The organism is Streptomyces sp. NPDC047706 (assembly GCF_043204795.1).
Taxonomy (GTDB): domain Bacteria; phylum Actinomycetota; class Actinomycetes; order Streptomycetales; family Streptomycetaceae; genus Streptomyces.
The window spans coordinates 88,424-113,661 of record NZ_JBIDCW010000011.1 but is presented as its reverse complement, the minus strand read 5'-3'; the positions used below and the strand labels follow the sequence as shown (position 1 = coordinate 113,661).

General features: G+C 73.6%; 26 protein-coding genes and 2 pseudogenes. 13 read left to right on the top strand and 15 right to left on the bottom strand.

Annotated features, from left to right (window positions below; translation table 11 throughout):
• Nucleotides 1-33: 33 nt before the first annotated feature.
• The 3 genes from ACGF8A_RS15635 to ACGF8A_RS15625 are packed head-to-tail and all read right to left on the bottom strand — an operon-like array spanning nt 34 to nt 1,276.
• Complete coding sequence (locus tag ACGF8A_RS15635; protein WP_393108302.1) at nt 34-552, bottom strand: flavoprotein; 519 nt, start codon at nt 550-552, stop codon at nt 34-36.
• Nucleotides 549-836: a DUF1348 family protein gene (locus ACGF8A_RS15630; protein ID WP_393108520.1), complete on the bottom strand. Its 288-nt coding sequence runs from the start codon at nt 834-836 to the stop codon at nt 549-551. The genes ACGF8A_RS15635 and ACGF8A_RS15630 overlap by 4 nt, the downstream gene beginning before the upstream one ends.
• Nucleotides 833-1,276: a nuclear transport factor 2 family protein gene (locus ACGF8A_RS15625; protein ID WP_393108300.1), complete on the bottom strand. Its 444-nt coding sequence runs from the start codon at nt 1,274-1,276 to the stop codon at nt 833-835. Before ACGF8A_RS15625 ends, ACGF8A_RS15630 begins: the two co-directional genes overlap by 4 nt.
• Before the next feature lie 195 nt (nt 1,277-1,471).
• Between ACGF8A_RS15625 and ACGF8A_RS15620 the strand changes: the two genes are divergently transcribed.
• The gene (locus tag ACGF8A_RS15620; protein WP_393108299.1) at nt 1,472-1,921 is read left to right on the top strand and encodes a nitroreductase family deazaflavin-dependent oxidoreductase; all 450 of its coding nucleotides are present in this window, start codon (nt 1,472-1,474) and stop codon (nt 1,919-1,921) included.
• 185 nt (nt 1,922-2,106) lie between these two features.
• Here the strand turns inward: ACGF8A_RS15620 and ACGF8A_RS15615 are convergent, their stop codons facing one another.
• Entirely contained in the window at nt 2,107-3,030 is a 924-nt protein-coding gene (locus tag ACGF8A_RS15615) for a cation diffusion facilitator family transporter (RefSeq protein ID WP_393108518.1), read from the bottom strand.
• 235 nt (nt 3,031-3,265) lie between these two features.
• Here ACGF8A_RS15615 and ACGF8A_RS15610 point away from each other — a divergent pair, with 235 nt between their 5' ends.
• Together ACGF8A_RS15610 and ACGF8A_RS15605 are read left to right on the top strand one after the other, a co-directional pair.
• Nucleotides 3,266-4,297, top strand: coding sequence for a glutathione S-transferase family protein (locus ACGF8A_RS15610; protein ID WP_393108297.1), 1,032 nt, complete (start codon nt 3,266-3,268; stop codon nt 4,295-4,297).
• 142 nt (nt 4,298-4,439) lie between these two features.
• On the top strand, nt 4,440-4,745 hold the full coding sequence (locus ACGF8A_RS15605) for a DUF4235 domain-containing protein (protein ID WP_393108295.1): 306 nt from the start codon (nt 4,440-4,442) through the stop codon (nt 4,743-4,745).
• 12 nt (nt 4,746-4,757) lie between these two features.
• Here the strand turns inward: ACGF8A_RS15605 and ACGF8A_RS15600 are convergent, their stop codons facing one another.
• Together ACGF8A_RS15600 and ACGF8A_RS15595 are read right to left on the bottom strand one after the other, a co-directional pair.
• Nucleotides 4,758-5,150: a VOC family protein gene (locus ACGF8A_RS15600; RefSeq protein WP_393108293.1), complete on the bottom strand. Its 393-nt coding sequence runs from the start codon at nt 5,148-5,150 to the stop codon at nt 4,758-4,760.
• 134 nt (nt 5,151-5,284) lie between these two features.
• Nucleotides 5,285-6,232 (bottom strand): GlxA family transcriptional regulator, encoded by a 948-nt coding sequence (locus ACGF8A_RS15595; protein WP_393108291.1) that lies wholly within the window; start codon nt 6,230-6,232, stop codon nt 5,285-5,287.
• 71 nt (nt 6,233-6,303) lie between these two features.
• Between ACGF8A_RS15595 and ACGF8A_RS15590 the strand changes: the two genes are divergently transcribed.
• From ACGF8A_RS15590 to ACGF8A_RS15580, 3 genes are all read left to right on the top strand, one after another.
• Complete coding sequence (locus tag ACGF8A_RS15590) at nt 6,304-7,254, top strand: NADP-dependent oxidoreductase (RefSeq protein WP_393108289.1); 951 nt, start codon at nt 6,304-6,306, stop codon at nt 7,252-7,254.
• 129 nt (nt 7,255-7,383) lie between these two features.
• Nucleotides 7,384-7,836 carry an anti-sigma factor antagonist gene (locus ACGF8A_RS15585; protein WP_393108287.1) on the top strand — a complete coding sequence of 151 codons (453 nt, stop codon included), beginning with the start codon at nt 7,384-7,386 and terminating at the stop codon, nt 7,834-7,836.
• Nucleotides 7,837-7,962: 126 nt separating this feature from the next.
• Nucleotides 7,963-8,625 carry a DUF4230 domain-containing protein gene (locus ACGF8A_RS15580; RefSeq protein WP_393108285.1) on the top strand — a complete coding sequence of 221 codons (663 nt, stop codon included), beginning with the start codon at nt 7,963-7,965 and terminating at the stop codon, nt 8,623-8,625.
• Here ACGF8A_RS15580 and ACGF8A_RS15575 read toward each other — a convergent pair whose 3' ends face one another.
• Nucleotides 8,626-8,955 (bottom strand): hypothetical protein, encoded by a 330-nt coding sequence (locus ACGF8A_RS15575; RefSeq protein WP_393108283.1) that lies wholly within the window; start codon nt 8,953-8,955, stop codon nt 8,626-8,628.
• A 1,216-nt stretch (nt 8,956-10,171) separates the two neighbouring features.
• Between ACGF8A_RS15575 and ACGF8A_RS15570 the strand changes: the two genes are divergently transcribed.
• The gene (locus tag ACGF8A_RS15570) at nt 10,172-10,618 is read left to right on the top strand and encodes a VanZ family protein (protein ID WP_393108516.1); all 447 of its coding nucleotides are present in this window, start codon (nt 10,172-10,174) and stop codon (nt 10,616-10,618) included.
• A gap of 129 nt (nt 10,619-10,747) precedes the next feature.
• Nucleotides 10,748-11,986, top strand: coding sequence for a ricin-type beta-trefoil lectin domain protein (locus ACGF8A_RS15565; RefSeq protein ID WP_393108281.1), 1,239 nt, complete (start codon nt 10,748-10,750; stop codon nt 11,984-11,986).
• A 12-nt stretch (nt 11,987-11,998) separates the two neighbouring features.
• On the opposite strand, the gene ACGF8A_RS15560 is transcribed toward ACGF8A_RS15565, so the two are convergent.
• Together ACGF8A_RS15560 and ACGF8A_RS15555 are read right to left on the bottom strand one after the other, a co-directional pair.
• Complete coding sequence (locus ACGF8A_RS15560) at nt 11,999-12,235, bottom strand: hypothetical protein (RefSeq protein WP_393108279.1); 237 nt, start codon at nt 12,233-12,235, stop codon at nt 11,999-12,001.
• Between the two features lie 79 nt (nt 12,236-12,314).
• A pseudogene (locus ACGF8A_RS15555) lies at nt 12,315-13,111 on the bottom strand (SDR family oxidoreductase).
• Nucleotides 13,112-13,284: 173 nt separating this feature from the next.
• Here ACGF8A_RS15555 and ACGF8A_RS15550 point away from each other — a divergent pair.
• The 3 genes from ACGF8A_RS15550 to ACGF8A_RS15540 all read left to right on the top strand — a co-directional run bounded on the left by ACGF8A_RS15550 (nt 13,285) and on the right by ACGF8A_RS15540 (nt 16,416).
• The gene (locus ACGF8A_RS15550) at nt 13,285-14,319 is read left to right on the top strand and encodes a PHP domain-containing protein (RefSeq protein WP_393108277.1); all 1,035 of its coding nucleotides are present in this window, start codon (nt 13,285-13,287) and stop codon (nt 14,317-14,319) included.
• Nucleotides 14,320-14,423: 104 nt separating this feature from the next.
• Nucleotides 14,424-15,089 (top strand): HAD family hydrolase, encoded by a 666-nt coding sequence (locus ACGF8A_RS15545; protein WP_393108275.1) that lies wholly within the window; start codon nt 14,424-14,426, stop codon nt 15,087-15,089.
• Between the two features lie 298 nt (nt 15,090-15,387).
• Nucleotides 15,388-16,416: an SDR family oxidoreductase gene (locus tag ACGF8A_RS15540; RefSeq protein ID WP_393108273.1), complete on the top strand. Its 1,029-nt coding sequence runs from the start codon at nt 15,388-15,390 to the stop codon at nt 16,414-16,416.
• 66 nt (nt 16,417-16,482) lie between these two features.
• Here the strand turns inward: ACGF8A_RS15540 and ACGF8A_RS15535 are convergent, their stop codons facing one another.
• Together ACGF8A_RS15535 and ACGF8A_RS15530 are read right to left on the bottom strand one after the other, a co-directional pair.
• The gene (locus tag ACGF8A_RS15535; protein WP_393108271.1) at nt 16,483-16,764 is read right to left on the bottom strand and encodes a hypothetical protein; all 282 of its coding nucleotides are present in this window, start codon (nt 16,762-16,764) and stop codon (nt 16,483-16,485) included.
• Nucleotides 16,765-16,848: 84 nt separating this feature from the next.
• Nucleotides 16,849-18,138: an ROK family protein gene (locus ACGF8A_RS15530; RefSeq protein ID WP_393108269.1), complete on the bottom strand. Its 1,290-nt coding sequence runs from the start codon at nt 18,136-18,138 to the stop codon at nt 16,849-16,851.
• Nucleotides 18,139-18,592: 454 nt separating this feature from the next.
• On the opposite strand from ACGF8A_RS15530, the gene ACGF8A_RS15525 reads away from it, so the two are divergent.
• Both ACGF8A_RS15525 and ACGF8A_RS15520 read left to right on the top strand, forming a co-directional pair.
• Complete coding sequence (locus tag ACGF8A_RS15525; protein WP_393108267.1) at nt 18,593-19,846, top strand: aromatic acid exporter family protein; 1,254 nt, start codon at nt 18,593-18,595, stop codon at nt 19,844-19,846.
• Between the two features lie 193 nt (nt 19,847-20,039).
• Nucleotides 20,040-21,236, top strand: coding sequence for a lactonase family protein (locus ACGF8A_RS15520; protein ID WP_393108265.1), 1,197 nt, complete (start codon nt 20,040-20,042; stop codon nt 21,234-21,236).
• On the opposite strand, the gene ACGF8A_RS15515 is transcribed toward ACGF8A_RS15520, so the two are convergent.
• The 4 genes and pseudogenes from ACGF8A_RS15515 to ACGF8A_RS15500 all read right to left on the bottom strand — a co-directional run bounded on the left by ACGF8A_RS15515 (nt 21,204) and on the right by ACGF8A_RS15500 (nt 25,054).
• Entirely contained in the window at nt 21,204-21,929 is a 726-nt protein-coding gene (locus ACGF8A_RS15515) for a DUF2470 domain-containing protein (protein WP_393108263.1), read from the bottom strand. The two genes, ACGF8A_RS15520 and ACGF8A_RS15515, sit on opposite strands and share 33 nt — an antisense overlap.
• Before the next feature lie 91 nt (nt 21,930-22,020).
• Nucleotides 22,021-22,859: pseudogene (locus tag ACGF8A_RS15510) on the bottom strand (pentapeptide repeat-containing protein).
• A gap of 110 nt (nt 22,860-22,969) precedes the next feature.
• The gene (locus ACGF8A_RS15505; RefSeq protein WP_393108261.1) at nt 22,970-23,716 is read right to left on the bottom strand and encodes a PIG-L deacetylase family protein; all 747 of its coding nucleotides are present in this window, start codon (nt 23,714-23,716) and stop codon (nt 22,970-22,972) included.
• Nucleotides 23,717-23,752: 36 nt separating this feature from the next.
• A complete protein-coding gene (locus tag ACGF8A_RS15500) occupies nt 23,753-25,054 on the bottom strand; it encodes an alpha/beta fold hydrolase (protein WP_393108259.1) in 1,302 nt (433 codons plus the stop codon).
• Nucleotides 25,055-25,238: the final 184 nt, after the last annotated feature.

Here is a 25,238-nt window from a genome sequence, read left to right as displayed (position 1 = left end):
GACGGCCACGCCGGCCGCGGGAGACGTGGGGCCCTAACGATCGAGCAGGTCCAGCGCGCGCTCCCAGCCGAACGCGCGGCGGCCTTCCTCGCCGGAGGGGAGGTCACCGAAGCGGACGCCCATCCCGCGCAGCCGTATCAGACTGTCGTTGTAGGCGGGATGGGCGGCCAGCGCGTCGGCGACGCAGGGCAGGGCCACGACGGGCACGCCCAGGCCGTACGCCTCGCAGAGGGTGGCGACGGCGAGGGTGTCGCCCAGCCCGGCCGCCCACTTGTTGACGGTGTTGAAGGTGGCCGGCGCCACCACCACGGCGTCCGGCGGCGGGAAGGGGCGCGCATCACCCGGCGTGCGCCAGGCGGAGCGGACCGGACGGCGGGTCTGCGCCTCGACGGCGGCGACGTCGAAGAAGCCGCCCATCGCGACCGGCGTCGCGATGACTCCCACCTCCCAGCCCCGTCGCTGCGCGGCCGCGATCAGCTCGCCCACGTCCGCGGCGACCGCGGCGGCGCAGACGACGACGTGGAGAAAAGGCTTCTCGTCCGGTTCGGTCATCCGGGAACCCTACTCAACCGGGAACGGCGACCCGCCCTCGGCCGCGGGCCGCACTCGACGATCCCGGCGCGGCCGGTGACGAAGGTGCCGCGGTTGCGCCGGACCGAGTCCTCGGAGCAGGCGAGCGCGACCTTCTGCGGGTCGCGGGCGTTCCGGGCGCCCTCGGCGGCCGCGCCTTCTGTGCGGCGGTCCCCCGGGTGAAGGGCGGCACGGGCGGGCGCCGAGGTCGTCGCGGACCCGGCGCGGCCGCGGCGGCTGCGACCGGCCCTGCCCGGCGGCCTCAGCTCGCGCCGAAGGCCCGGGCCACCGACAGGCTGTCCTCGTACACGTGATGACGGACGATCAGGCTGTCCTCCACCGTGAGGTGCAGCGCGAACCGCGCGCGGTAGGCGCGTCCCGTGGCGAGGGCCGTCTGACGGATCTCGCCGAGCACGACGGCGTCGGCGCCGTCCACCAGTACGCGTTCGATCCTGGTGTCCGCGGCGCCGGGGACATGGTGGGCGGCCAGCCGCCGGTAGTGGGCGGCGGCGTCCTTCGCTCCGCGCTGTGTGATCCACGGCGTGGCGGCGCGGCCGTGCTCGTCGTCCGGCCAGCTCAGCTTCCAGTCGGCGTGCGCGGCGTACAGCGCGGCGATGTGCTCCGGGTCGCCCTGGCCGATCCTGCGCAGCAGTTCGTCGATCACTGCGCGGGTGGTCGTGGCGCTCCCGCCCGGGGTGACGGTCATGGGGTGTGCTCTCCTTCGCCGGCGGCCGGTGGGCTCGCTCCCGACTCTGCCGTGGGCGCGGGACCGGCGCGATTACCCGCGAGGTCATGACGGGGGCCGGGAGCCGGGAGTGTCGCAGGGGTGGATGAATCCCTTGTTTGTCAGTGTGGGGAGACGGTTCTGACCGCTTCGGTACGTGACGATGGGACGGTTTCCATGCCTCTTGAGGGCGAGTACGAGCCCAGCCCCGAGCAGTGGGTGCGGGAGCAGGTGGAGTTGTACGAGAGCTCCGGCGGGACGAAGGGGACGACCCTGCTGGACACCGGGTTGCCCGTCGTCGTGCTGACGACCCTGGGCGCGCAGAGCGGCAGGATCCGCAAGACGCCCGTGATGCGGGTCGAGCACGAGGGGCGCTATGCCGTCGTGGCCTCGCTGGGCGGGGCGCCCAGGCATCCGGTCTGGTACCACAACGTCAAGGCGCATCCGCGGGTGGAGCTCCAGGACGGGCCGGTGAAGCGGGACATGACGGCCCGTGAGGTCACCGGGTCCGAGAAGGAGCGGTGGTGGGAGCGTGCCGTGGCCGCGTACCCGCCGTACGCCGACTACCAGCGGAAGACCGACCGGGTCATCCCGGTGTTCGTGCTGGAACCGGCCGACGGGGACTGAGCGGCGGCTTCGCGGGCGGATCCGGCGAGCGGGATCCCGCGACGGCGGGCGCTCGTGCCGGGCCCTGGGGGTCTTCCGGGCCACAGACCTCGCCGGGGCCGGCGATCCTTCCGGCCCAGGGGTTCTTCCGGGCGCGTTTTCCGGGACCGGCGTGCATGAAGGTGAAGGTGCCGGGCACCCGCACCTCAGGCCCCGCCGCGCTCCCCCGTCGCGGCGGGGCTTTCGCGTGCCTCCTGGGCGGGCCGGTCGGTCACGTCGAGGAAGATCTGGCCGGCCTCCGGGACCGTCGACGCGATCGACCGCTTGATGCGTACGGCGACCTCCTCGACCCGTTCGCTGTCCAGGCCGGGGACCAGGTCGACGCGGGCCGCCACCAGCACCGAGTCGATGCCGGTCTTCATCGTGAACAGCGCCTCCACACTGTCGATCTCGGGCTGGGCCCGCAGCAGCGAACAGATCCTGCCGCTCGACTCCGGGTCCGCCGCCTCGCCGATCAGCTGGGTGCGGGCTTCCTTGCCGAGCCGGAAGGCGACGTACACCAGCAGCGCGCCGATGGCGAGCGAGGCGGAGGCCTCCCACACCACCTCGCCGGTGGCCATGTGCAGCGCCATGCCGGTCAGGGCGAGCGTCACGCCGAGCACCGCGGTGCCGTCCTCGGCGACGACGGTGCGCAGCGCCGGGTCGCGCAGACCGTCGGCGAAGCCCTGCCCGCGCAGTTGGTGCAGGGCGCGGAGCAGGGAGGCGCCTTCGGCGAGGAGGGCGACGCCGAGGACGATCATGCCGGCCACATAGCCGCCGAAGGACTCCCCGCCGCCGCTCGCGAGTGCCTCGAAGCCCTGGAAGAAGGAGAAGCACCCGCCCATGACGAAGATCCCGACGGCCGCGAGCAGCGACCAGAAGAACCGTTCCTTGCCGTAGCCGAAGGGGTGCCGCCGGTCGGCGGGGCGGCGGCTGCGACGCAGGGCGGCCAGCAGGAAGACCTCGTTCAGGCTGTCGGCGACGGAGTGCGCGGCCTCCGACAGCAGGGCGGGCGAGCCGGCGAGCACCCCGCCGATCGCCTTGGCGACCGCGATCACGAGGTTGGCCGCGAGGGCGACCAGCACGGTGATGCGGGTCTTCCGGTCGGCCGCGCGGTCGGTCCGCGGGTCGGTCGTGGATGCGGAACCGGTGTCCGCCGTCCTCCCCCGGGCCTGTGCCCGCTCCTCGTCTCCGTCCTTGGCTGCCTGTGTGGATGTCCTATTCACCTCCGCCGATTGCCCCCGTCGGAGCGGATCACACCGTGCCGTGGGCGGAAACGGGGGAACCCGGGTCGACAGCACGCCCACGGCAGGGAGGAGAGAGGTCATGAGCGGCCAGGGTGACGGGAGCGGCGACGGCAACAGCGCGTTCGGCCGGAAACCGTTCAAGCGGTCGAAGAGCCATTTCGCCGACCGGATCACAGCGGACGGGCGGGACGGCTGGCCGGTCTCGGCGGAGCGTTACCGTCTGGTCGTCAGCCGTGCCTGTCCGTGGGCGAGCCGGGCGGTGATCTCACGCCGGCTGCTCGGTCTGGAGGGGGCCGTGTCGATGGCCGTCACCGATCCGGTCCAGGACGACCGCAGCTGGCGCTTCACCCTCGATGCGGACGGACGTGACCCCGTCCTCGGCATCCGGTTCCTCAGCGAGGCGTACGACAGGCGGGAGACCGGCTACCCGGGCGGCGTCAGCGTGCCGGCGGTCGTCGACGTACCCACCGGGCAGCTCGTCACCAACGACTACCAGCGCATCACGCTCGACTTCGCCACCGAGTGGACCGCCCACCACCGCAAGGACGCGCCGGACCTGTACCCGCAGGAGCGGCGCGACGAGATCGACGAGGTGATGGCGGATGTCTACGAGGACGTCAACAACGGGGTCTACCGGGCCGGTTTCGCCACCGAGCAGGGTGAGTACGAGGCCGCCTGTTCGGGTGTCTTCCGGCGGCTGGAGCTGCTGACCCCGAGGCTGGCCCGGCAGCGCTATCTGGTCGGCGACACGATCACCGAGGCGGACATCCGGCTGTTCACCACGCTGGTCCGTTTCGACGCGGTCTATCACGGCCACTTCAAGTGCAACCGGTGGAAGCTGACGGAGAACCCGGTGCTCTGGGCGTACGCCCGCGACCTGTTCCAGACACCGGGCTTCGGCGACACCGTCGACTTCGACCACATCAAGCGGCACTACTACCAGGTGCACACCGGCATCAATCCGACCGGGATCGTCCCGCTCGGCCCGGATCTCGCGGGCTGGCTGACGCAGCATCACCGGGAGGAACTCGGCGGGCGCCCGTTCGGGGACGGCACCCCGCCGGGGCCGGTGCGCCCGGGCGAGGAGGTCCCCGCGGCCGGCAGGCCCTGAACCGGGCGGACGCCGTTGCGCCGGCGCCCGCCCGGTGCGTACGGCGTCGGCAGTCCCTGTCCGTCCGGCATACGGCCCGTACCGGCATACAGCCCGTACCGGCATACAGCCCGTATCTCACGAACGAACCAAGGAGACCCAGGTGGCCAAGAAGACGAAGAAGCAGAAGCTCCCCGCCGCGTACCAGCCCGTCGGATGGGTGCTGGGGTGGGCCGGCGGCTGGCTGGCCGGGCTCGCCTTCCGCAAGACGTGGATGGCGATCCGGCACGAGGAGGACGCGCCGGACGCGCTGGACCCGGACCGCGGCTGGGGCGAGATCGTACTGGCCGCCGCGATCCAGGGCGCCATCTTCGCCGCCGTACGCAGCGCCGTGGACCGCGGGGGCGCCAAGGCCATCGAGCGCTCCACCGGTGTGTGGCCGGCGGCGAAGAAGGGCGGCCGGGACTGACGCGGTTCCCGTTCAGCCCTGCTTGGGCGCCGTCGGCAGAGACCGGCGCAGGGTGAAGGAATGGCCCGCCGGGTCGGAGTAGCAGCGTTCCTCGCACGGCCCGGCGGAGTCCTTCGTGTCCACGGGGCGCCCGCCCAGCGAAACGATCCGGCGCTCGGCCTCGTCCAGGTCCGTCACGACGAACTCCAGGTGTGCCTGCAGGGAGTTCTCGGGGCGCGGCCAGCTCGGCGGCGTGGCGTTGACGTCGCGCCGGAAGGCCAGGCGGGTGCCGCCCGGGCTGCGGATCTCCACACGGTTGGCCGTCGCGTCGGTCTCCTCGGCGTCCATCAGCTCCCTGTAGAACACGGCGAGTTTCTCGGGCTCGGCGCAGTCGAGCACCATCACGCCCGCGGTCACCACAGACATGTCTCCTCCGAAGGGGTCAGGGGCACGGGACGCGGCTGTCCCGCCGCCCTGTCCTTGCGGATATCCCGGCCCGCCCGATTCAGGCAGTCCCCTCGCGCCCGGGCCCGCCTCGCCCGGAGCCCCGAGACGTCCGGTCAGCGCGACGCCTGGAACGTGCGGCGGTACGCCTGCGGCGAGACGCCGATCGCGGCGTGCAGGTGCTGGCGCAGGGACGCGCCCGTGGCGAAGCCGACCTCCCCGGCGATGTTGTCGACGGGGAGGTCGCTGGACTCCAGGAGATGCCGGGCGCGCGCGACGCGCTGCTGGATCAGCCAGCGGCCGGGGCTGACGCCCACCTCGTCGTGGAAGCGGCGGGCGAAGGTGCGCAGGCTCATCCGGGCGTGGCCGGCGAGGTCGGACAGGGCGAGCGGTTCCCCGAGGCGCTCCAGGGCCCAGGCGCGGGTCGCGGCCGTGCTCGCGGCACCGGCGTCGGGCACCGGCTGCTCGATGTACTGGGCCTGCCCGCCGTCCCGGAACGGCGGCACGACACAGCATCGCGCGACGAAGTTGGCGAGCCGGCTGCCGTGGTCCTTGCGCACCAGGTGCAGGCAGACGTCGACGCCGGAGGCGGCGCCGGCGGAGGTCAGGATCGGGTCGTCGTCGACGAAGAGGACGTCCGGGTCGAGTTCGACCTGGGGGAACAACCGCCGGAACCGGTCGGCGAGGTGCCAGTGTGTGGTCGCCCTGCGGCCGTCGAGCAGGCCCGCGGCCGCGAGCACGAAGGCGCCGGTGCAGATCGAGACGATGCGGGTGCCGGGCCGGATCCGGGCGAGCGCGGCCCGCACCTCGTCCGGGACGGCGTCGGTGAGGAACTCCGGTGCGACGGGGGCGATCACCACGGTGTCGGCCGTGGCGAGTGCCTCGGGTCCGTGCTCGACGGTGATCGAGAAGTCGGCGTCGGTCCGCACCGGCCCGCCGTCCGCGCTGCACGTGCGGACCTCGTACCGGCCTTCGGCCGCGCCGAAGATCCGGCTGGGGATGCCCAGTTCGAAGGGGTAGACGCCGTCCAGGGCCAGCACCACGACCCGTTCCACATGCCGCATGGCACGATCCTATCGAAGGTTGGCATTCGCGCCATTTCCCGGGCGCGCGCGGCCGGGCAGGCTGGGTCGCCATGAGCAATGTGAACACCATGCGAGCCATCCGCCAGGACGTCCTCGGCGGCCCCGAGGTACTCAAGGTGACAGAGGTGCCGCGGCCGGTCCCGCGGCCGAACGAGGTGCTGGTCCGGGTGCGGGCCGCCGGCGTCAATCCGACCGACTGGAAGCACCGCGCGACCGGCGGATTCCTCGGCGAACCGCCCTTCACCCTCGGCTGGGACGTCTCCGGCGTCGTCGAGGAGACCGGCGTCGGCGTGGCCCTCCACCAGCCGGGCGACGAGGTCTTCGGCATGCTGCCCTATCCGTTCGGCCACGGCTCGCACGCCGAGTACGTGATCGCCCCGGCCCGGGCCCTGGTCCCGAAGCCCGCGGGCATCGACCACACGCAGGCGGGCGCGCTGCCGCTGGTCTCGCTGACCGCGTGGCAGGCGCTGGTCGAGCGGGCGGATCTGCGGCCGGGCGGGCGGGTGCTGATCCACGCCGCGGCGGGCGGCGTCGGGCACGTGGCCGTGCAGATCGCCAAGGCCCGGGGCGCGTACGTGATCGGCACGGCGAGCGCGGGCAAGCACGACTTCCTGCGCGAGATCGGCGTCGACGAGCCGGTCGACTACCGGACGACGGACTTCGAGGAGGCCGTGCACGACGTCGACATCGTGCTCGACACCATCGGCGGCGACCACTCCGTGCGCTCGCTGCGCGTCCTGCGCCCGGGCGGCGTCGTGGTGTCGATCCTGCCGGTCGGGTCGGACGACTTCTTCAAGGAGGCCGAGAGGCTCGGCGTACGGGCGGTGCGCATGCTGGTCGACGCCGACCAGCACGGCATGCGGGCCGTCGCGGAGCTGGTCGAGGACGGCCGGCTGCGGCCGGCGATCGCGGGGGCCTTCCCGCTGGCCGAGGCCGCGAAAGCGCATGAGATCGGTGACACCGGCAGGACGACGGGGAAGCTCGTGCTGCTGGGCGACTGACCCGGGCGCGCCGGCCGAGGGCCCGCCAGGCCCTCGGGAGGGCCTGGCGGGCCCTTTCATAACACTTCGTTCAAGTCACAAAGAAACTCGGTCGCATTTCGAAGACATATGTCAATCGAACATGCTCAAATGCTTTCCATCGAGGGTAACTTCCAGAGTGAGGCCCACAGTTGGGGCTCACCGGTGCCGGTGGGAGGTGATGTCGGGGTGGAGCGGAACACCGCGCCGCTCACCCGTCATCTGCGGGTCCACCAGGTGCGGGGCCACACGGTCATGGAGTTCCGCGGGGAGATCGACATCGCCGCGGCGGCGGAGATCCTCCCCCACCTGGACCACCTGACCGGGCGGCCCGGCGCCCGGATCGTGATCGACCTCGGCCCGGTCGAGTTCTTCGACTGCTCCGGGCTGCGGCTGCTGTCCCGGGCGCACAACCGGATGCTCGCACACAGGGAACGGCTGTCCTTGGTGTGTGCCGACCCCATGACGCTGCGGGTGCTGCGGGTCACCGGACTGCACCGGCTGCTGCCGCCGCTGCCCACGCTGGACGCTGCTCTGCGGCGGCCCGGGACGCCGACGCTCTGAGGCTCCTGCCGCGGACGGGCTCGCCCGTCTCCCCCACCGCCCCGCATCGGTCGTACATGGGTCAACCAGCCGGACTGGCGTGGAGTTTGGCGGGCATGGGGGAGAGCAGGAAGGAGGACCGCCGCCATGACGACTTCCACCAAGGGCCTCCCCAGGCGCATGCCCGGCTGGGCGAAGGCGCTGAGCGCCGTCGTGCTGGTGCTCGTCGTGCTGTTCGCCGGGCTCCGGCTGAGTGTGCTGCCGGGCCTGAAGGACCTGTTCGGCACGGAGACCCACGACCGCTCGGGGCCGGCTCTGCTCAAGTCGATCCAGGACATCAGCCGTTACGACGCCGCCTCCGGCAACTTCCAGGTCGTCGTGGACCTGGAGAAGGACACCAAGTACCTGCCCGACGCCATCCGCGGCACCCGCACCCTGTACGTCGGCGCGGGCACCGTCGACGCCTACGTCGACCTCGGCAAGGTCGGCGAGGACGACGTGACGGTCGACGAGGACCGTACGTCCGCCACGTTGCGGCTGCCGCACGCGGCGCTCGGGAAGCCGGCACTCGATCCCGACCGCTCCTACGCCGTCTCCAAGCAGCGCGGTCTGTTCGACCGGCTCGGCGACCTGTTCTCGGACAACCCCAACGGTGAACAGGCCGTGCAGCAGCTCGCGGTACGGCACATCCGCGACGCGGCCGAGGAGAGCGAGCTGACCCGGCGTGCCGAGAGCAACACCACCGGCATGCTCAAGGGACTGCTGGGCTCGCTCGGATTCAAGGAGGTCGAGGTCACCTACCGGACCTGATCATGTGCTGAGGACGCCGGGCAGGGCGAGGGCGCCGAACGCCGTGGCGCCCACCGGCAGCCGGGCACGGGGTCCCCGGCGTGCCCGGACTGCGGGCGCCGCAGCGGCCGCAGTCCGGTCCGGGGCGGCGAGCAGCTTCGGCCGGGTCACCGCGACCGCGGCCGGCCCGGCGGCCGGCGCCGTCGTGACCGGCCCCAGTGCGATGCCGGGCGGCGTCCGGCGCACGCGCACGACGGCGCCACCGGAGCCGGCCTCGTTCACCCGTGCGCCACCGCCTCGGGGAAGCCAGGGACCAACCCCGGCCGGCAGCAGCGCAGGAACGGCGGTCATCGTGGTCCGGCACCAAGCCGGGCCACCCCCGGGGCTCGGGTTCCTCGCCGGAGCCGGTCGTCTCGTGCTCCCCCGCCTCCGGCGGCGGGGCCGAGGCCCAGGAAGACCCCGCGCGGCGACCGGCAGGGCCGCGCCCGCCGTCACCGCCGAGACCACGACGTACAGCCCGGCCGGCGGGCCTCCCATGGCCTCCCATGGCCTCCCGGCGACCGACTTGCTCCTGGGGACCGGGGCGCTGCTGGTGGGCGGGAACGTCGTCGCCACCGCGCGCCGACCCGCGGCGTCCGGGGGGTGCGCGGTGGCCGACCCGGTCGTCGTCGTGGTGCCGTGGGTGGTGCCAAGCGGCCCCTGGCGTACTCCGCGTACTCGACGGTCGCCCACACCGGGCTGTTCCTGATCGGCGTCGGCGTCGCGTCCGCACCCATCGGCGCAGGCCGGACGCTGGTGGGCCTGGGACGGCGGAAGCATGCCCGGGCAGGCGACGGCGGTCGCGAAGTTCTGCGCCACCACGAGGTGGCCCAGCGGGCCGGTGGCCACGCACACAGGGTGGGCGTCGGTCCGCCACCTCGGGTGACGGCCGCCGCGAGCAGCCGGCCGTTCACCGTCCGGCCCGGCGCACGCCCCGGGCCGCGAACGCCGCCATGCCCGCGGCGTCCGCGCCGAACAGCGAACTCCAGGGTGCCGACCGCGTCTGACGAGAGCGAGCCACAGCCCGAGGAGCGCCACCCGCCCGGCAACCTGGGACGCCGGGAAGCCGGGCGGCCGCCTTTCGGGGCTCGTTGGGAAACCGCGCGTCATCAGAGCACCGGCCCAGGGGGTGGCGGGGCGGCGCGCGGAGCCTGGGCGCCGTGCCCCGGAGGGACAAAGGGAAACCGGCGCGGCATCTCTGCGGGGTCCGGGGGTAATCGCGTTTTCGACCCAGGGAAGTTCACGTCTGGAGGACCGAGTGGCCCGTGCAGCCTTGCTGTCCCGCGTCCTGACGCGCCCGCGACCCGCCAAGCGGCCTGCCGAGCCTGCCGCCGAACGGGCCGCCACATCATTCACCAACCCGTTCGCCAGGCGGACCGCGAAGCGGACCACCAAGCGGACGACCAAGCGGACCGCCGAACGATCCGCCGCGCCCTTCGCCAACCCGTTCGCCAGGCGGTCCACCAAGCGGTCCACCAAGCGGTCCGCCGAGCCGTCCGCCAGGACGGAGCCGAAGCAGCGGCGCTCGCTGCTCGCCCTGGTCGGCCGGGCACTGGCGGTGACCTGCGCCTTCGCGTTCATGGTCGCCTTCGCCGTGGTGCTGGCCAGGCTGACCCTGCAACCTTCCCCCGCGTCCGAGGCGCTGACGCACAGCAACCTGCGGCCGGGTGAATCCCTGCGGCTCTATCTGGACCAGCCGCAACTGCGTGACGCGGTGAAGCAGATCGGGGGCAACGTGCTGCTCGGGGTGCCCTTCGGGGTGCTGGTGCCGGTGCTGGCACCGCGGGCGCGCGGGGTTCTGCGGGTGTCCCTGCTCACCGCGGTCGTGATGCTGGCGGTGGAGCTGGCACAGGGGTCGATGGTCACGGGCCGCGCGTTCGACATCGACGACGTCATCCTCAACACCACGGGCGCGCTGGCCGGGTACCTGCTGGTGGGGCGCCGGCTCGGGCGGGCGGTGCACGCGCGGAGCTGAGGCCTCCAACTCCTGGTCCGGGCCGAGGCATTGACGCGCCCTTACCTCATCTCTTGAATCAAGGGGAATCCTTCACCCCCCGCCTCAGTCGGCGCCCCCGTACGCGGGGCGCCGCCGGAAGGGAAGGCCGTGGCTTCCCCAGGCCTGCTCCGCAGATGCCTGCTCGGCGCGCTGTCCGCCGTGCTGCTCGCCTCCGCCGCCGTCACCGCGCCCGACGCCCAGGCGGAGCCGGCCGGCGTGCGGGCGGTGACGTTCTTTGACACCTTCGACGGTCCCGCCGGTGCGGGGGTCAACCCCTCCAGGTGGCAGATCGAGACCGGCGACAACGTCAACAACCACGAGCGGCAGTACTACACCTCCGCCACCGACAACGCCGCGCTCGACGGCCAGGGCCACCTGGTGATCACCGCCAGGCGCGAGAACCCGGCGAACCACCAGTGCTGGTACGGCCGTTGCGAGTACACCTCGGCCCGGCTCAACACCGCGGGGAAGTTCACCGCACAGTACGGTCACGTCGAGGCGCGGATGAAGATCCCGCGCGGGCAGGGCATGTGGCCGGCGTTCTGGATGCTCGGCAACGATCTGGGCGACGTCGGCTGGCCGGCCTCGGGCGAGATCGACATCATGGAGAACGTCGGCTCCGAGCCCTCCACGGTGCACGGCACGATCCACGGCCCGGGGTACTCGGGCCCGGGCGGCATCGGCGCGGCCTACTCCCTGCCGAACGGGCAGGCCTTCGCGGACGGCTTCCACACCTTCGCCGTCGACTGGGCGCCCGACTCCCTCACCTGGTCCGTGGACGGCACCGTGTACCAGCGCCGCACCCCCGCCGACCTGGGCGGGCGGTCCTGGGTGTTCAGAAAGCCGTTCTTCCTCGTCCTCAACCTCGCGGTCGGCGGCTACTGGCCGGGTGACCCGGACGGCTCCACCGTCTTCCCGCAGCAGCTCGTGGTGGACCATGTGTCGGTGACTGCCGGCGACTCGCCGGCCGGAGGGGCGATCAGGGGCCTGGCGGGCAAGTGCGTGGACGTGGCCGGGGCGAGTTCCGCCAACGGCACCCCCGTCCAGCTCTACGACTGCAACGGCACCGGCGCCCAGCGGTGGACGGTGGGCGGTGACGGCACGATCCGCGCGCTCGGCAAGTGCCTGGACGCCGCGAGCGGCGGCACCGCGGACGGCACTGCCGTCCAGCTGTGGGACTGCAACGGCTCCGCCGCACAGAGGTGGGTCGTCACCCCGGCACGCGACATCGTCAACCCGCAGGCCGACAAGTGCCTGGACGTCAGCGGGAACAATGCGGCCAACGGCACCCGGCTGCAGATCTGGACCTGCACGGGCGGCGCCGACCAGAAGTGGACTGTCGGCTGAGGCGGGCGTGCCCTAGCGCGGGACCCAGGTGAACTTGTCGCCGCCGACCCAGCGGACCACGTCCGGGTCGTCCAGATCGTGGACCGTGATGCCGAAGGCGGCGGCAGTCTCCAGGACGTCGGTGACGGCCCGCGCCGCACCGACCACTTCACCGTCGATCTCCACGATGCGAAACGGCGGGCTGCCGGGCTGGACGCCGAGCACCATGATCCGCGGATGGGAGATGTAGGGGCTCGCGATTTCGGTCATGACATAGAGCGTAGAGCGGATCCGGCCATCGCGACCCTTCTACGGCGGCCGGGAACGGCGTCAGGGGACTCCCGGCGGCTCATGGGCGCCGCCAGTCGTCCGTGGCCGGATGGGAGCCCGCCTGCGCCCCCGTCCGCAGCATGCCGCCGTCGACGCTCCAGGAGGCGCCGGTGACACAGGAGGCGTCGGGGCCGGCGAGGAAGGCGATCACGGCGGCGACCTCGCGCGCGTCGCCCGGCCGCCCCAGCGGCACTCCCGGCCGCCGCTCGGAGCGGACGTCCGTGTCCTTTTGGCCGGTCATGGGCGTGGCGATCTCGCCGGGCGCGACGGCGTTGACGGTGATGCCGTGCTCGGCCAGTTCCAGAGCCATCACCTGGGTGAGCAGGCCGAGCCCGCCCTTGGCCGCGCAGTAGGGCGCGGCGCCCACCCGGGGCTGGTGTTCGTGCACGGACGTGACGTTGACGATACGGCCGCCGTCGCCCTGCCGGATCATGTGCCGCGCGGCCCGCTGCCCGCACGGGAAGGGGCCGACGAGGTCGACGTCGAGGACCTCGCGCACCGTGGCCGGCTCCAGGTCGAGGAAGGGGGTCGACGTTCCGGTTCCGGCGTTGTTGACCAGCACGTCCAGCCGGCCGAGCGTTTCGCACACTCGTCGACGACGTCCGCGGCCTCGGGCAGCCGGGAGAGATCCATCCGGACGACTGCCGCCCGCCGGCCCTTGGCCCGTACTTCCCCGGCGGTCTCCTCGTCACCGTGCCAGGTGATGCCGACGTCCAGGCCCGCCTCGGCCAGCCGGACGGCGGTGGCGCGCCCGATGCCCGAGTCGGCGCCGGTGATCAGGGCGGCCTTGGGGTGGGGTGCGGTCGGCGCGGTCATGGGGGCCTCCGGCTGGACGGCGCACAGGGCGGGGGATCGCGGTACCCCGCCGCGTACCGGGCGAACCGCCCCTCCGCTCCGCCCCGGTACCGCGCGGTCGGCAGGGCACGTGGTCCGCCGTGCGGCCCCGGTGGGGCTGGGGAACCCTGGAGGGTGACCCGGAGGAGGTGGCGATGGATCCCGTCGAGGCACTGGGCCGGATCGCCTTCCTGCTGGAGCGGTCGCTGGCTCCGGCGTACCGCGTCCGCGCCTTCCGCACCGCTGCCCGGGTGGTGGCCGAGCTGCCCGGGGACGAGCTTCGCGCGCGGGTGGCCGCGGGTTCGCTGGAGGCCCTCAGGGGCATCGGCCCGAAGACCGCGCAGGTGGTACGGGAGGCGCTGGCCGGGCAGGTGCCGGGCTATCTCGCGCAACTGGAGGAGGCGGCCGGGCGCGAGCGGCCGGTGCGCGGCGGCGAGGAGCTGCTCGCGCGGCTGCGCGGGGACTGCCATGTGCACTCCGACTGGTCGGACGGCGGCAGCCCGGTCGACGAGATGGGACGGGCCGCCGCGGCACTCGGCCACGAGTGGGCGGCGCTCACGGACCACTCCCCCAGGCTGACGGTGGCGCGCGGGCTGTCGGCCGGGCGGCTGCGCGAGCAGCTGGACGTGGTGGCCGCCCTCAACGAGACATGGGCGCCGTTCCGTCTGCTCACGGGGATCGAGTGCGACATCCTGGAGGACGGCTCGCTGGACCAGGAACCGGAGCTGCTCGCGCGGCTCGACGTCGTGGTGGTGTCCGTGCACTCCAAGCTGCGGATGGACGCACGGTCCATGACCCGCCGCATGGTGCGGGCCGTGCGCGATCCGCACGCCGACATCCTCGGGCACTGCACCGGGCGCCTGGTGACGGGGCGGGGGCGGCCGGAGTCGGAGTTCGACGCGGACGAGGTCTTCGCCGCGTGCGCCGCGTCGGGCACGGCAGTGGAGATCAACAGCCGCCCAGAGCGGCTCGACCCGCCCCGCCGGCTGCTGCGCCGGGCGCTGGCGGCGGGCGTGCTGTTCGCCGTCGACACCGACGCGCACGCGCCCGGGCAGCTCGACTGGCAGATCAACGGCTGCTCGCGGGCGCAGGAGTGCGGCGTCCCGGCGGAGCGCGTCGTGACCGCCTGGTCGGCCGGCGAACTGCTGGCCTGGACGCGGGAGGGACGGGTGCCGGCCGGGGTGGGCTGAGACCGCGCCGGTGCGTGCCGGGCCGCTGACGTGGTACTCGGGCCGCCGAACGAGGACCGGGTCGTGCCGGGGACGCCGGTGCGGCAGGGAGCGGAAGGACCACCATGGAGCGCGCCGCTGTGTTCGACGTCGACGGAACGCTCGTCGACACCAACCATCTGCATGTCGTGACCTGGTGGGAGGCGTTCCGGCAGGCGGGGCACCGGATCCCCATGCACGCCGTGCACCGGGCGGTGGGCCTGGGCTCCTCGGACCTGATCGCGCATCTGCTGGGTGACGACCGGGACAAGGAGCGCGACGACGAGCTGAGCATCGCGCACAAGGTCCTCTACGGGCAGTACTTCGACCGGCTGCCCGCACTGCGTGACGCCGGCCGGCTGCTGCGCCGGCTGCACCGGGACGGCTGGACGGTGGTGCTCGCGACCTCGGCGGGCGGCGCGGAACTGAGCGCGCTGCGCCGGGCGATCGACGCGGACGAGGCGATCACGGCGACCGCCGGCGCGGAGGACGTGCAGGAGGGCAAGCCCGCGCCCGAGCCGGTCGAGCGCGCGCTGGAACTGGCCGGTGTGCCGGCGGAGCGCGCGGTGTTCGTCGGCGACACCGTGTGGGACATGCGGGCCGGCAGCCGGGCCGGCGTGCGGTGCGTGGGCGTGCTGTGCGGCGGCATTCCGCGTGCCGACCTGGAGGAGGCCGGGGCGGACGCCGTATACGACGACCCCGCTCATCTGCTGGCGTCGCTTCCGGAGCTGAGCGGAGGGATGGCGCAGTGACGGAGGTCACCTGGTCGGGGAGGCCGTGGTGGAACACCGCAGGACGGTTGCCCGTTGAACAACACGTGGGTACGGATGGGACAGTGTCCCCGGGCCTCACCCTCTGCCCACAGGGACGGTCGTTCGGCTGAAGCCCTGTGGAGCCTTTCGCCGAGAGGCGACCGCCATCCGTGCCCACCCCGGTACCGCCCCGATCGGCCCCCCCCGTCCGGTCGGGGCTTTCCCGTGCGCGTGCGGGCGGCCGTCGCCGGGTACTCGGAGCGCTCCATCGCAGGGGTACGCCCGAGAGGAGTCGAACGTGAGCATCGAAGCGGGCAGCAGGATCGTGGTCACGGGCGCCACCGGCAACGTGGGTACCAGCGTCGTGCGTCTCCTGTCGGAGGATCCGCAGGTCGGGTCGGTACGGGGACTGGCGCGCCGGCTACCGGGGTGGTCACCGGCGAAGACGGACTGGGCGGCGCTCGACGTGGCGTCCGAACAGACCGACCTGGTCAAGGAGTTCCTCGGCGCGGACGCCGTGATCCATCTGGCCTGGGCCTTCCAGCCGACTCACGATCCGGCGACCACGTGGCGCACCAATGTGCTGGGCAGCATCCGGGTGTTCGACGCCGTCGCCTCCGCGGACGTGCCCACCCTCGTCCACGCCTCCTCGGTGGGCGCGTACTCGCCGGGACCCAAGGACCACACGGTGGACGAGTCCTGGCCGACGCACGGCTGGCCGGACGCCGCGTACTGCCGGGAGAAGGCCTATCTGGAACGCGCCCTGGACATCTTCGAGCGCGACCACCCCGGGGTACGGGTGGTGCGGATGCGGCCCGCGTTCCTGTTCAAGCGGGAGTCGGCGAGCGAACAGCGGCGGATCTTCGGCGGCAAGTTCCTGCCGGGGCCGCTGGCGCGTCCCGAGCTGCTGCCGTTCCTGCCCGACATCCCGGGTCTTCGGGTGCAGGCGCTGCACACCGACGACGCTGCGCGGGCCTACCGGCTGGCGGTGGGCTCCGACGTGCGGGGCGCCTTCAACCTCGCCGCCGATCCGCCGGTGGACGCCCAGCTGCTGGCCAACCTGCTCGGCAGCCGTCCCGTGCGGCTGCCCAGGACCGCGGCCCGCTCGGCGATCGCCGCCGCGTGGGGGCTGCACCTGCTGCCGGCGTCGCCGCACCTCTTCGACGCCGTGCTGCGGCTGCCGCTGATGGACTGCACGCGCGCGCACACCGAACTGGGCTGGCGGCCGACGCGCACGGCGCCCGAGGTGATCGAGGAGTTCCTCCACGGGCTCCAGCAGGGTGCCGGAGCGCGCACGGAGCCGATGCGCGGGCGCAAGGTGGGCTGAGCGGGCCGAGCCAAGGAGGCCCGGGACCCGTACGGGCCACGGTTCGGCGCGCCGGGCCGTGCTCCGTCAGTCCGGCGACTCCTCCGGCGCCGGGTGCTCGGGGTGGACCGTGGCGGACTGCGGGGCGCCCTGCCTGCCCGAGCCCGCCTCGTCCGGGTCGGGTACGTCGGTGGCGTCGTCCGCGCCGCCGTCCTCGGCGGCCCGCTCCTCGCCCTCGTCGGCGCGGCCCTTCTCGGGCGAGGACACCTCCAGGGGGTCCTCCCCGTCCGTCGTGGCCTGCTGGTCGGGCAGGTCGCGCGGCACGGGGTCGGGGCTGCGGCCCGGCTCCTCATGGCGATGGTCGGTCACGGCGTACTCCCTTCGTGGCGTGCGGGGCACACGCGAGTACCTCCGGGAACGGCGGCGAAACCGCACGCGGGGATCCTCACACCGTCAGTGCGGGGCCCGCTCCCGCAGTACCGCGCGCCAGGCCGGCGGCGGGCCCTCGGGTACGGGCTCGGGGCGTCGTCCGCCACGGGCGAAGAAGTCGGCCAGCGGCAGGATCGCCGCGCCGACGGTGACCGCGTCGGGCCCGAGCCGGCCCAGCTCGATGGTGACCTTCTCGGCCGGATGCCGCAGTGCGTACGCCGCCGCGTGCCGCCGTACGGCCGGCAGGAACCCGGAGCCCAGCTGGAGTCCCGCCCAGCCGCCGATGAGGATCCGCTCCGGCTGGAAGAGGTTGATCAGGTCGGACAGGCCGGCGCCCAGGTACTCGGCGGTCTCCTCCAGCACGGCAAGCGCCGACGGGTCGGCCGCGCCACCCCCGGGTGGGTAGGCGGCGGCCAGCATCGCGGTGAGCGCCGTCTCCTCGTCGGTGCCCTCGGGCGGGCGTCCGCCTTCCTCACGCCAGCGCTCGAGCAGCGACTCCGCGCCCGCGTACGCCTCCAGGCAGCCGAGCGCACCGCACCGGCAGCGGCGCCCCCTGACCCGCACCGTCAGGTGGCCCCACTCGACGGCCCGGCCGTGCTCCACCTCGGCGGTGACGAGGCAGGCGCCGACGCCGGAGCCGAACAGGACGACGACGGCGTTGTGGGCGCCCCGTCCGCCGCCGAACCACATCTCGGCCTGGCCCAGCGTCTTGGCGCCGTTGTCGATGAAGTACGCGGCGCTCTCGGGCAGACGTGAGGTCGAGCGGAGCAGCGCCTCCAGCGGGACGGCTTCCCAGCCGATCGTCTGGCCGTGCACGACGGCGCCCCGGTCCGGGGTGCGTTCGACGATGCCGGGGACGCCGATGCCCACGCCGAGCAACTGCCCGGGGGCCACGTCGGCGGCGGCGAGCACCTCGGTGATGCCGTCGCGGATGTGGCCGACGATCACCTCGACGTCGTAGCGCTGGTGCTCCAGCGGCCGTTCGGCCCGGGCGAGTTCCGTGAGGGTGAGGTCGAACAGCTCGATGCGCACCCGTGTCTCGCCGACATCGACGCCGATCATGTGACCGCTGCCGGGCGCCACCCGCAGCAGCGTGCGCGGGCGGCCGCCGTCGGAGTCGACGCTGCCCGCTTCCTCGACCAGGCCGTCGGCGACCAGGTCGGCGACGACGTTGCTGACCGAGCCCGAGCTCAGGCCGGTCGCCGGGCCCAGCTCGAAGCGGCTGAGGGGTCCGTCGAAGTACAGCCGTTGCAGCACGGCCGTCCGGTTGGCCCGCCTGAGGTCACGCACCGTGCGCCCGTTCCGCCCCGCCATGTGGCTCCTTCCGAACCCTGCCCGACCGGCGACACCAACGGCCGGGCCGCCCAGGGGATATTACTCCACCCCTTAATTCAGGGTATGAGCTAAGCGTCGGGCAGCTCGGTCGCCGAGCACGGCCGGTCGGCCGGCTGCCGGCGTACACATCCTCGACGTGACGCCCGTCCGCGACCAGCGCGTCGAGCCACCGGCAGGCTGCTCCGGCAGTGGCGCCGGGGGTGCGCGCCCGGTACAGCGTACGGAACGCCACGCACACGCCGGGAGCCACAGGCGTGCTCGCGCCGGGCGGGTGGCCACCGGCGCCGGCAAGCCGGCCGCCTGAGGCGGGCGTCGCGCCACTCCCCGGCGCCCGTCGGCCGGGCCCGGCCGGACTCCACGAGCCGCTCCCCCACGAGCCGGTCGATACTGGCGATACGTTCGATGCCGCAGGTGACGGGGAACAGGCCAAGGGATGCGAGTGGAACGAGACCAGTCGGCGTACCGCACGCGCCTGAGGAAGTGGCGACGGGACCCCGTGGTGGTCCAGACCCTGCGGTCGACGTTCGCGGCGACCCTTGCCTACGTGATCGCGCTGCGCCTGAGCCCCGAGGCCGCCCCGCTCACCGCGCCGCTGACGGCCCTGCTGGTCGTTCAGGTCACCCTCTTCGCCACGCTCACCAACGGCATCCGCCGGGTGAACTCCGTGGTGGCCGGCGTCCTCGTCGCGATCGCCTTCAGCCTGCTGGTCGGCCTGACCTGGTGGAGCCTCGCCCTGGTGATCCTGGCCGCGCTGGCCGTCGGGCACCTCGTACGGGTCAACGAATACGTACCCGAGGTGGCGATCAGCGCGATGCTCGTGCTCGGTGTCACCACCGTCGGCGACACCGCCTGGGCGCGGATCGTGGAGACCCTGATCGGCGCGGTCGTCGGCCTCACCTGCAACCTGCTGCTGGCGCCGCCGGTGTGGGTGGGCGAGGCCGGCGCGTCGATCGAGGGGCTGGCCCGCAGGATGCGGCAGTTGATGCTGCGGGTCGGCGAGGAGGCCGGCGGCCGCACCCCCGTCGAGTACGCGGCCGAGCGCCTGCACGAGGCACGCCGGCTCGATCACGACATCGTGCAGGTGGACGCGGCGCTGCGGCAGGCCGAGGACAGTCTGCGGCTCAATCCACGGGTGCGGGAGGGGCTGCTGAACCGGGTGGTGCTGCGCACGGGTCTCGACACGCTGGAGATCTGCACCGTGGTGCTGCGGGTCCTGGCACGCACCCTCACGGACCTGGCGAAGGCGCGTGACCCGGAGCCGCTGTTCGAAGGTGAGACCGGGTCCGTCGTGGAGCAGTTGCTGTCCGAGATCGGCGACGCGGTGGTGAGCTTCGCGGTGCTGGTCACCACCAGCGTCAGCGTGAACGCCGAGTCGGCCGAAGGCCGGCTGGCTGCCGAGCTGCACACGGCCGCGGCGACCCGCGACAAGCTCGCCCAGCTGCTGCTGGAGGAGGTCCGGCGGGACGCGCGCGAGTGGCAGCTGCACGGCGCCGTCCTCACCGAGGTCAACCGCATCCTCGACGAACTCGACACCGAGCACCGCTCGCGCCGGCTCCTGGAGGAGCTGGACCGCCACACCCGTGAGCAGCGCGAGCGCATGCCCCGGCTCACCCGGCTGCGCGAGCGTCTGGGCGTCCAGGAGCAGCTGTGGCAGAGCCGGACGGGGGCGGGCGGGCGCTCCTTGTGAGGCAGCGACGGAAGGGGATGTCACGCAACCGGGGAGTGCAGGGAGGGGCCACTGCCCGCCCGCCGGCATCCGTTGCGCTCCACGCAACGACCGTTGCCGTTCTTGCTCTTGGCGGGTGATCCGCGCCAAGGTGGCTGTCACGCCGGGGACCATCGACGCGTCCCGGGGCGGGCGACGAGCTGAGGTGCAGCAGATGAGTGGTGAGACGCGGGCGGGCGGCGGATGGGGCAGGCGGCGCTTCCTCGGGGCCGTCGCGGGGGCGGCCGTCCCGGCGTCGGCCGCGTGCGGCACCCGGCCGGCCGCGACGGCGCCCGAGGCGCCCGCCAGGCGCGCTGCACCGACCGCCACCGGCGGGCCGTCGGGCCCCCGCCCGCTCTACATCGGCACCTACACCTCCGTCGAGGGCGGCGGCACGGGCATCGGCCTTGCGACCTACGATCCGGCGACCGGCCGCATCGCCGGGACCGGCACGCTCACCGGCGTGGCGGACCCGTCGTATCTGGCGGTGCACCCCGACGGCCGCACGCTGTACGCGGTCAACGAGCGGGCGGAGGGTACCGTGACCGCCGTACGGCTCGCCGACCGCAAGGTCCTCGGCAGCCGGAGCACGGGAGGCGCGGCCCCCTGTCATCTGACCGTGCATCCGGGCGGACGCTGGCTGCTCAGCGCGAACTACACCTCCGGCAGCGTGGCCGTGCACCAGATCGAGGCCTCGGGCGCGCTCGGCGAGCGCACCGACCTGGTCACGCACCCCACTCCGCCGCCGGGGCCCGGACAGGACGGCCCGCACGCCCACCAGTGCGTCACCAGCCCGGACGGCCGCCACGTCCTCGCCGTCGATCTCGGCACGGACACCGTCCGCACCTACCGCCTGGACCAGCGCAAGGGCACGCTCCGCGAGGTCGCGCGGGCGCACACCCGGCCCGGCGCCGGTCCTCGCCACCTGACCTTCCACCCCGGCGGCCGGCACGCCTACCTGGCCAACGAGGTCGACAACACGGTCGCCGTCTGCGCCTACGACCCGGCGACCGGGCGCCTGACCATCGGCGAGCCCCGGTCCACCGGTACGGGCCCCGGCACCCACTACCCGGCACAGATCCTGGTGACCGCCGACGGCGCGTACGCCTACCTCGCCAACCGGGGTCACGACAGCCTGGCGCGCTACGCGGTGGAGGGCGACGGCGCCGAGCTGCGACTGCTGGGCACGGTCGCGGTCGCGGGCGACTTCCCCCGGCAGATCGCCCTCTCACCCGACGGGCGGCTGCTGTTCGCGGCGAACCAGCGGTCCGGCAGCGTCAGCGTCTTCCACGTGGACGGCGCGAGCGGCGAACTGCGCCTCGCCGGCGAGCCGTTCGCCTCACCCGTCGCCGTCTGCGCGCTGCCGCTGTAGCGTGCGGGGGCAGGAGGCGGAGCTCGCCTGCGCGAGCAGCACATGCATGCGTTCGGTGAGCTGCGCGACCCCGTCGGCGGGCATGTGGAAGGGCAGCCGTACGTCGCCGTGGGCGCGGCGGCGTTCGATGCGCAGGGTCAGTCCGTGCCGGTCGACGGCGAGCGGCTGGACGCGCACCACGCCGTGCAGGCTGCCCGGTTCGACGAGGCGGGTGAGCCGCTCGACCGCGTCGGGGTGGGCCTCGGCCAGGTGGGTCAGCAGCCGGGCCTCGGCGCCGGCCAGCGGGTCGGGCGCGGCGGCGGCGAACTCGTCGAGGTCGACCACCACCGCGCCGGACGGCCGGCGCAGCACCACCCGGGTGGCCTCGAAGGCGAGGCGGCCTTCCTCGACGGCGAACCAGCCGGCCAGCCAGAGCCGGGCGCGGATGCGGTTGCGCATCGGGACGGGTGCGACGTCGGCGAACTCCAGGACGGCGGACGGCTCACCCCGGGGGGCGCAGATGGTGGCCGCGAGCAGGGCGCTGTCCTCCGGCACGCGCAGGACGACCCGGCCGTCCTCCTCCACGGTGTGCGCGCCGACGAGCTCCTCGCGCACGCCCTCCGCGGTCACCGCGCACGACCACGAGCCGGCGAGCACCGACCGGGCCCGTTCCGCCGCGGCGGGCGCGGCCGTCCAGGCTTGGCTGTCACCCATCCCAGTTCCTCCTTATTAGGTAAGGCTCACCTAACTTACCTAAGATCGAGGCGCACGCCAACCTCGGGGTGCCCACGGGATTTCCTGTGCGTCAGTGAAGCTGCGTCCAGTGCGCCGGCCGAGGCACGGACCGGCGACCGGGGCAGCCTGGTGCCGGCCGTGCCCCGGGCCGCGTCGACCTGAGGCTGGGTCAGGAAGAACGCCCCGGTCAGATCGGCGTCCCCGAGACCGGCGTCGCGCACGTCCGCGCCGATCATGTCGGCGCCGCGCAGATCCGCGCCGGTCAGGTCGGCGGCGATGAGACAGGCGCCGCGCAGGTTCGCGCCGCGCAGATCGGCGCCTTGGAGCCGGGCTCCCATCAGGTCGGCGCCCCGGCGGTCCTTGCCGCGCCCCCGCGTGCCGGCCCGGGCCGGCTCGCTGGTCCTCAGGAGCAGGACGTCGACCTGCCGGCGGTGGGCGCCGACGTCCAGCGCGGCGAGCTCCGGCGCGGTCAGCCCCGCCAGCCGGTCGGTCTCCTCCAGGGCGCTGCGCAGCTCGGCGCGGATCGGACGGGTGGCGGGCAGGGCGAGCGCCTCGGTGAGGTACCGCAGCAGCTCGTGCAGGTGCCGGACGACGCCAAACGCGTCGAACATCAGGCGGGCGCGCTCCCGGGAGGCGGCGCGCCAGTCCTGCCCGGCGAAGGTGACCTGCGAGACCCGTTGGCCGGCGCCGAAGCAGTCGTAGACCGTGCAGCCCGCCGAAGCCCTTCTGCCGCAACGCGGAGTGGATGCCACAGCGGTGGTCCCCCCGCAGGTTGGGGCAGGGCTTTCCGGCGTCCTTGTCGAGCGCGAAGTCGGCCGACGCGGCGAAGGGCAGCGCCACACAGCAGAGGCCGAGGCAGTTGGCGCAGTCTCCGCGCAGGTCGGCGAGGTCGCCGGGGTGATCGTGCATACCATCAGCCCAATGACCGGTTCCGCAGGTGTTTTCCTGCCGAACCGGGCAGGGCCGCAGGTGCCGGGGCCCGGGCGTGGACACCTGCCGGCGAACGCGCCCCCACCCGGCTACCGTGTGAACAACTCGAACGCCACTGCCGGCCGCCCCCCGAACCGCTCCCCCGTCCTCTCGGCGTACCCGGTCAGGAAGTCCCGGACGTACGCCTCCGGCTCCTCGTCCGTCAACGCCTCGATGTACGTGCGGTGTTCGAGCAGGGACCGGACCGCGCGCTCCATGCCGCGGGTGGCCTCCACGGCGTGGGTCGGGGTGCTGGAGCCGGCCACCGCGACCCAGCGGACGCCGTTCCACGGCTGCAGGCCCTGTGCGACGAGCAGTTCCGGGAAGATCCAGCGGTTGCCCGCGTCGCCCGCCGCGTCCAGCGTGGCCCGGCCCACGGCCACGTGGTCCGGGGTGTTCCAGGCGACGCCGCCCCAGGTGTCCCGGTGGTTCAGCGTGATCACCAGCTCGGGCCGGTGCCGGCGGACGGCGGCGGCGATGTCCCGGCGCAGGGCGGTGCCGTACTCGATGACTCCGTCCCGGTGGTCGAGGAACTCCACCTCGGTCACCCCGACGACCGCCGCGCTCGCCCGCTGCTCCCGTTCCCGCAGCGGGCCGCACTCTTCGGGCTCCAGTGTGTCGATGCCCGCCTCGCCACGGGTGGCCAGGACGTACGTCACCTCGCGGCCGGCGTCGGTCCAGGCGGCGATCGCCGCCGAACAGCCGTACTCGAGGTCGTCCGGGTGGGCCACGACGGCGAGGGCGCGCTGCCAGTCGTCGGGCATGGGCTGGAGCTGAGGGAGCGTCGGCTCGGTCATGCCCGCAGACTAGTTGGTGGTCGGATCCGCCCGGGATCAGACCTCGTCCCGTGCCAGCGCCAGCAGCCGGTCCAGGACCCGGGGTCCGCCGGCCCGCACGCCGTCGTGCTCGAACTCGTCGGTGACCCAGGTGCGCAGGCCACGGACGGCGCGTGCGGTCTCCAGCGCGTGGGCCGTGTCGACGTACATGTCGTCGTGGTAGACGGCGGCCGCGACCGGCACCTCGTTGACGGCTAGGCGCGCGGGGTCGTACAGGGGCCGCCAGCCGGTGTGGGCGGCGAGGAGCTCGGCGGTCTCGCGCAGCGGGCGCAGCGCCGGGTCGCACTCGAACATCCAGGGGTGGATCGTTTCTCCGGTGAACAGCAGCGGGCCGTCACCCGCGAGCGCCTTGGCGGCGTCGAACTGCGGGAACTCCGCGCGGATCCGTTCGGCCGACCAGGAGGTGGGGCGGTGGTCCTGGCCGTAGCAGGCCTCGTGGACGAGCGCGTACAGCGGGTGCCCGGCGTACGACAGCAGGCCCTGGACCTCCTCCTGGAACGCGTCGGACAGAGCCGTGCCCCGCGGGGTGCGCACGAAGGCGTGCTCCAGGAGGTAGTGCAGCCGGTGGCTGCCCTCGCTGCCGCCGAGGAGGATGCCGAGGGACTGGAATGCCTCGACGGTGAACCGGTAGCCGCCGGGCAGGACCACGTCGTGGGTGAGCAGGTGGTCGGCGATCCGGCGGGCCCGCTCGACGTCCTGCGGGTAGCGGGCGTAGTGGGCGGCGACCTTGCGCTCGACGCGCGGGTAGGCGGCCCGGTAGACGTCGTCGGCGTGCGCGTCCAGGGAGGGCAGGCCGCCGGTGACGAGGGCGGTGGCGAGTCCTTCGGGGGCGGCCGACAGGTAGTGCACGGTGCAGAAGCCGCCGAAGCTCTGGCCGAGCACCGTCCAGGGCGCGCCGCCGGTGACCTCGCGCCGGACGGCCTCGCAGTCGCGGACGATCGCGTCGGCACGGAAGTGCGTGAGGTACGCGGCCTGTTCGGCGGGACCGCCGCGCAGCGGGAGCGTCTGCCGGCCGGCCGGCGTGGAGTGGCCCGTGCCGCGCTGGTCGAGGAGGAGGACGCGGTACTCCTTCAGGGCCCGGCCGAGCCAGGCCTGCCTCCCGACGAAACGATTCGCCCCGAAGCCGGGGCCGCCCTGGAGGTACAGCAGCCACGGCAGGTCCTGCCCCGCCTTGTCGCTCGCGACGACCTCACGGGCGTAGAGCTCGATGGTCTCCCCGGCCGGGTCCTCGTGGTCGAGGGGCACGGTGAAGTGGCGGTCGGTGAGGACGACGCCGGGCTGGCGGTAGCTGACGCTCAACGGGGCTCCCGGGGCTGACGACGGTGCGGGCCGCGTCCCAGTTCAGCACATCACCGGATCGCCGCCACCTCCGGGGATCATGAACGTCCACTGAACGACGGTTCAGTGGCCGGATACCGTCCGGCGCCGCACGCCGGGTCAGTGCGGCCGTTCAGCGGCCCGTGAGGCTGGAGCGGCGGACCAC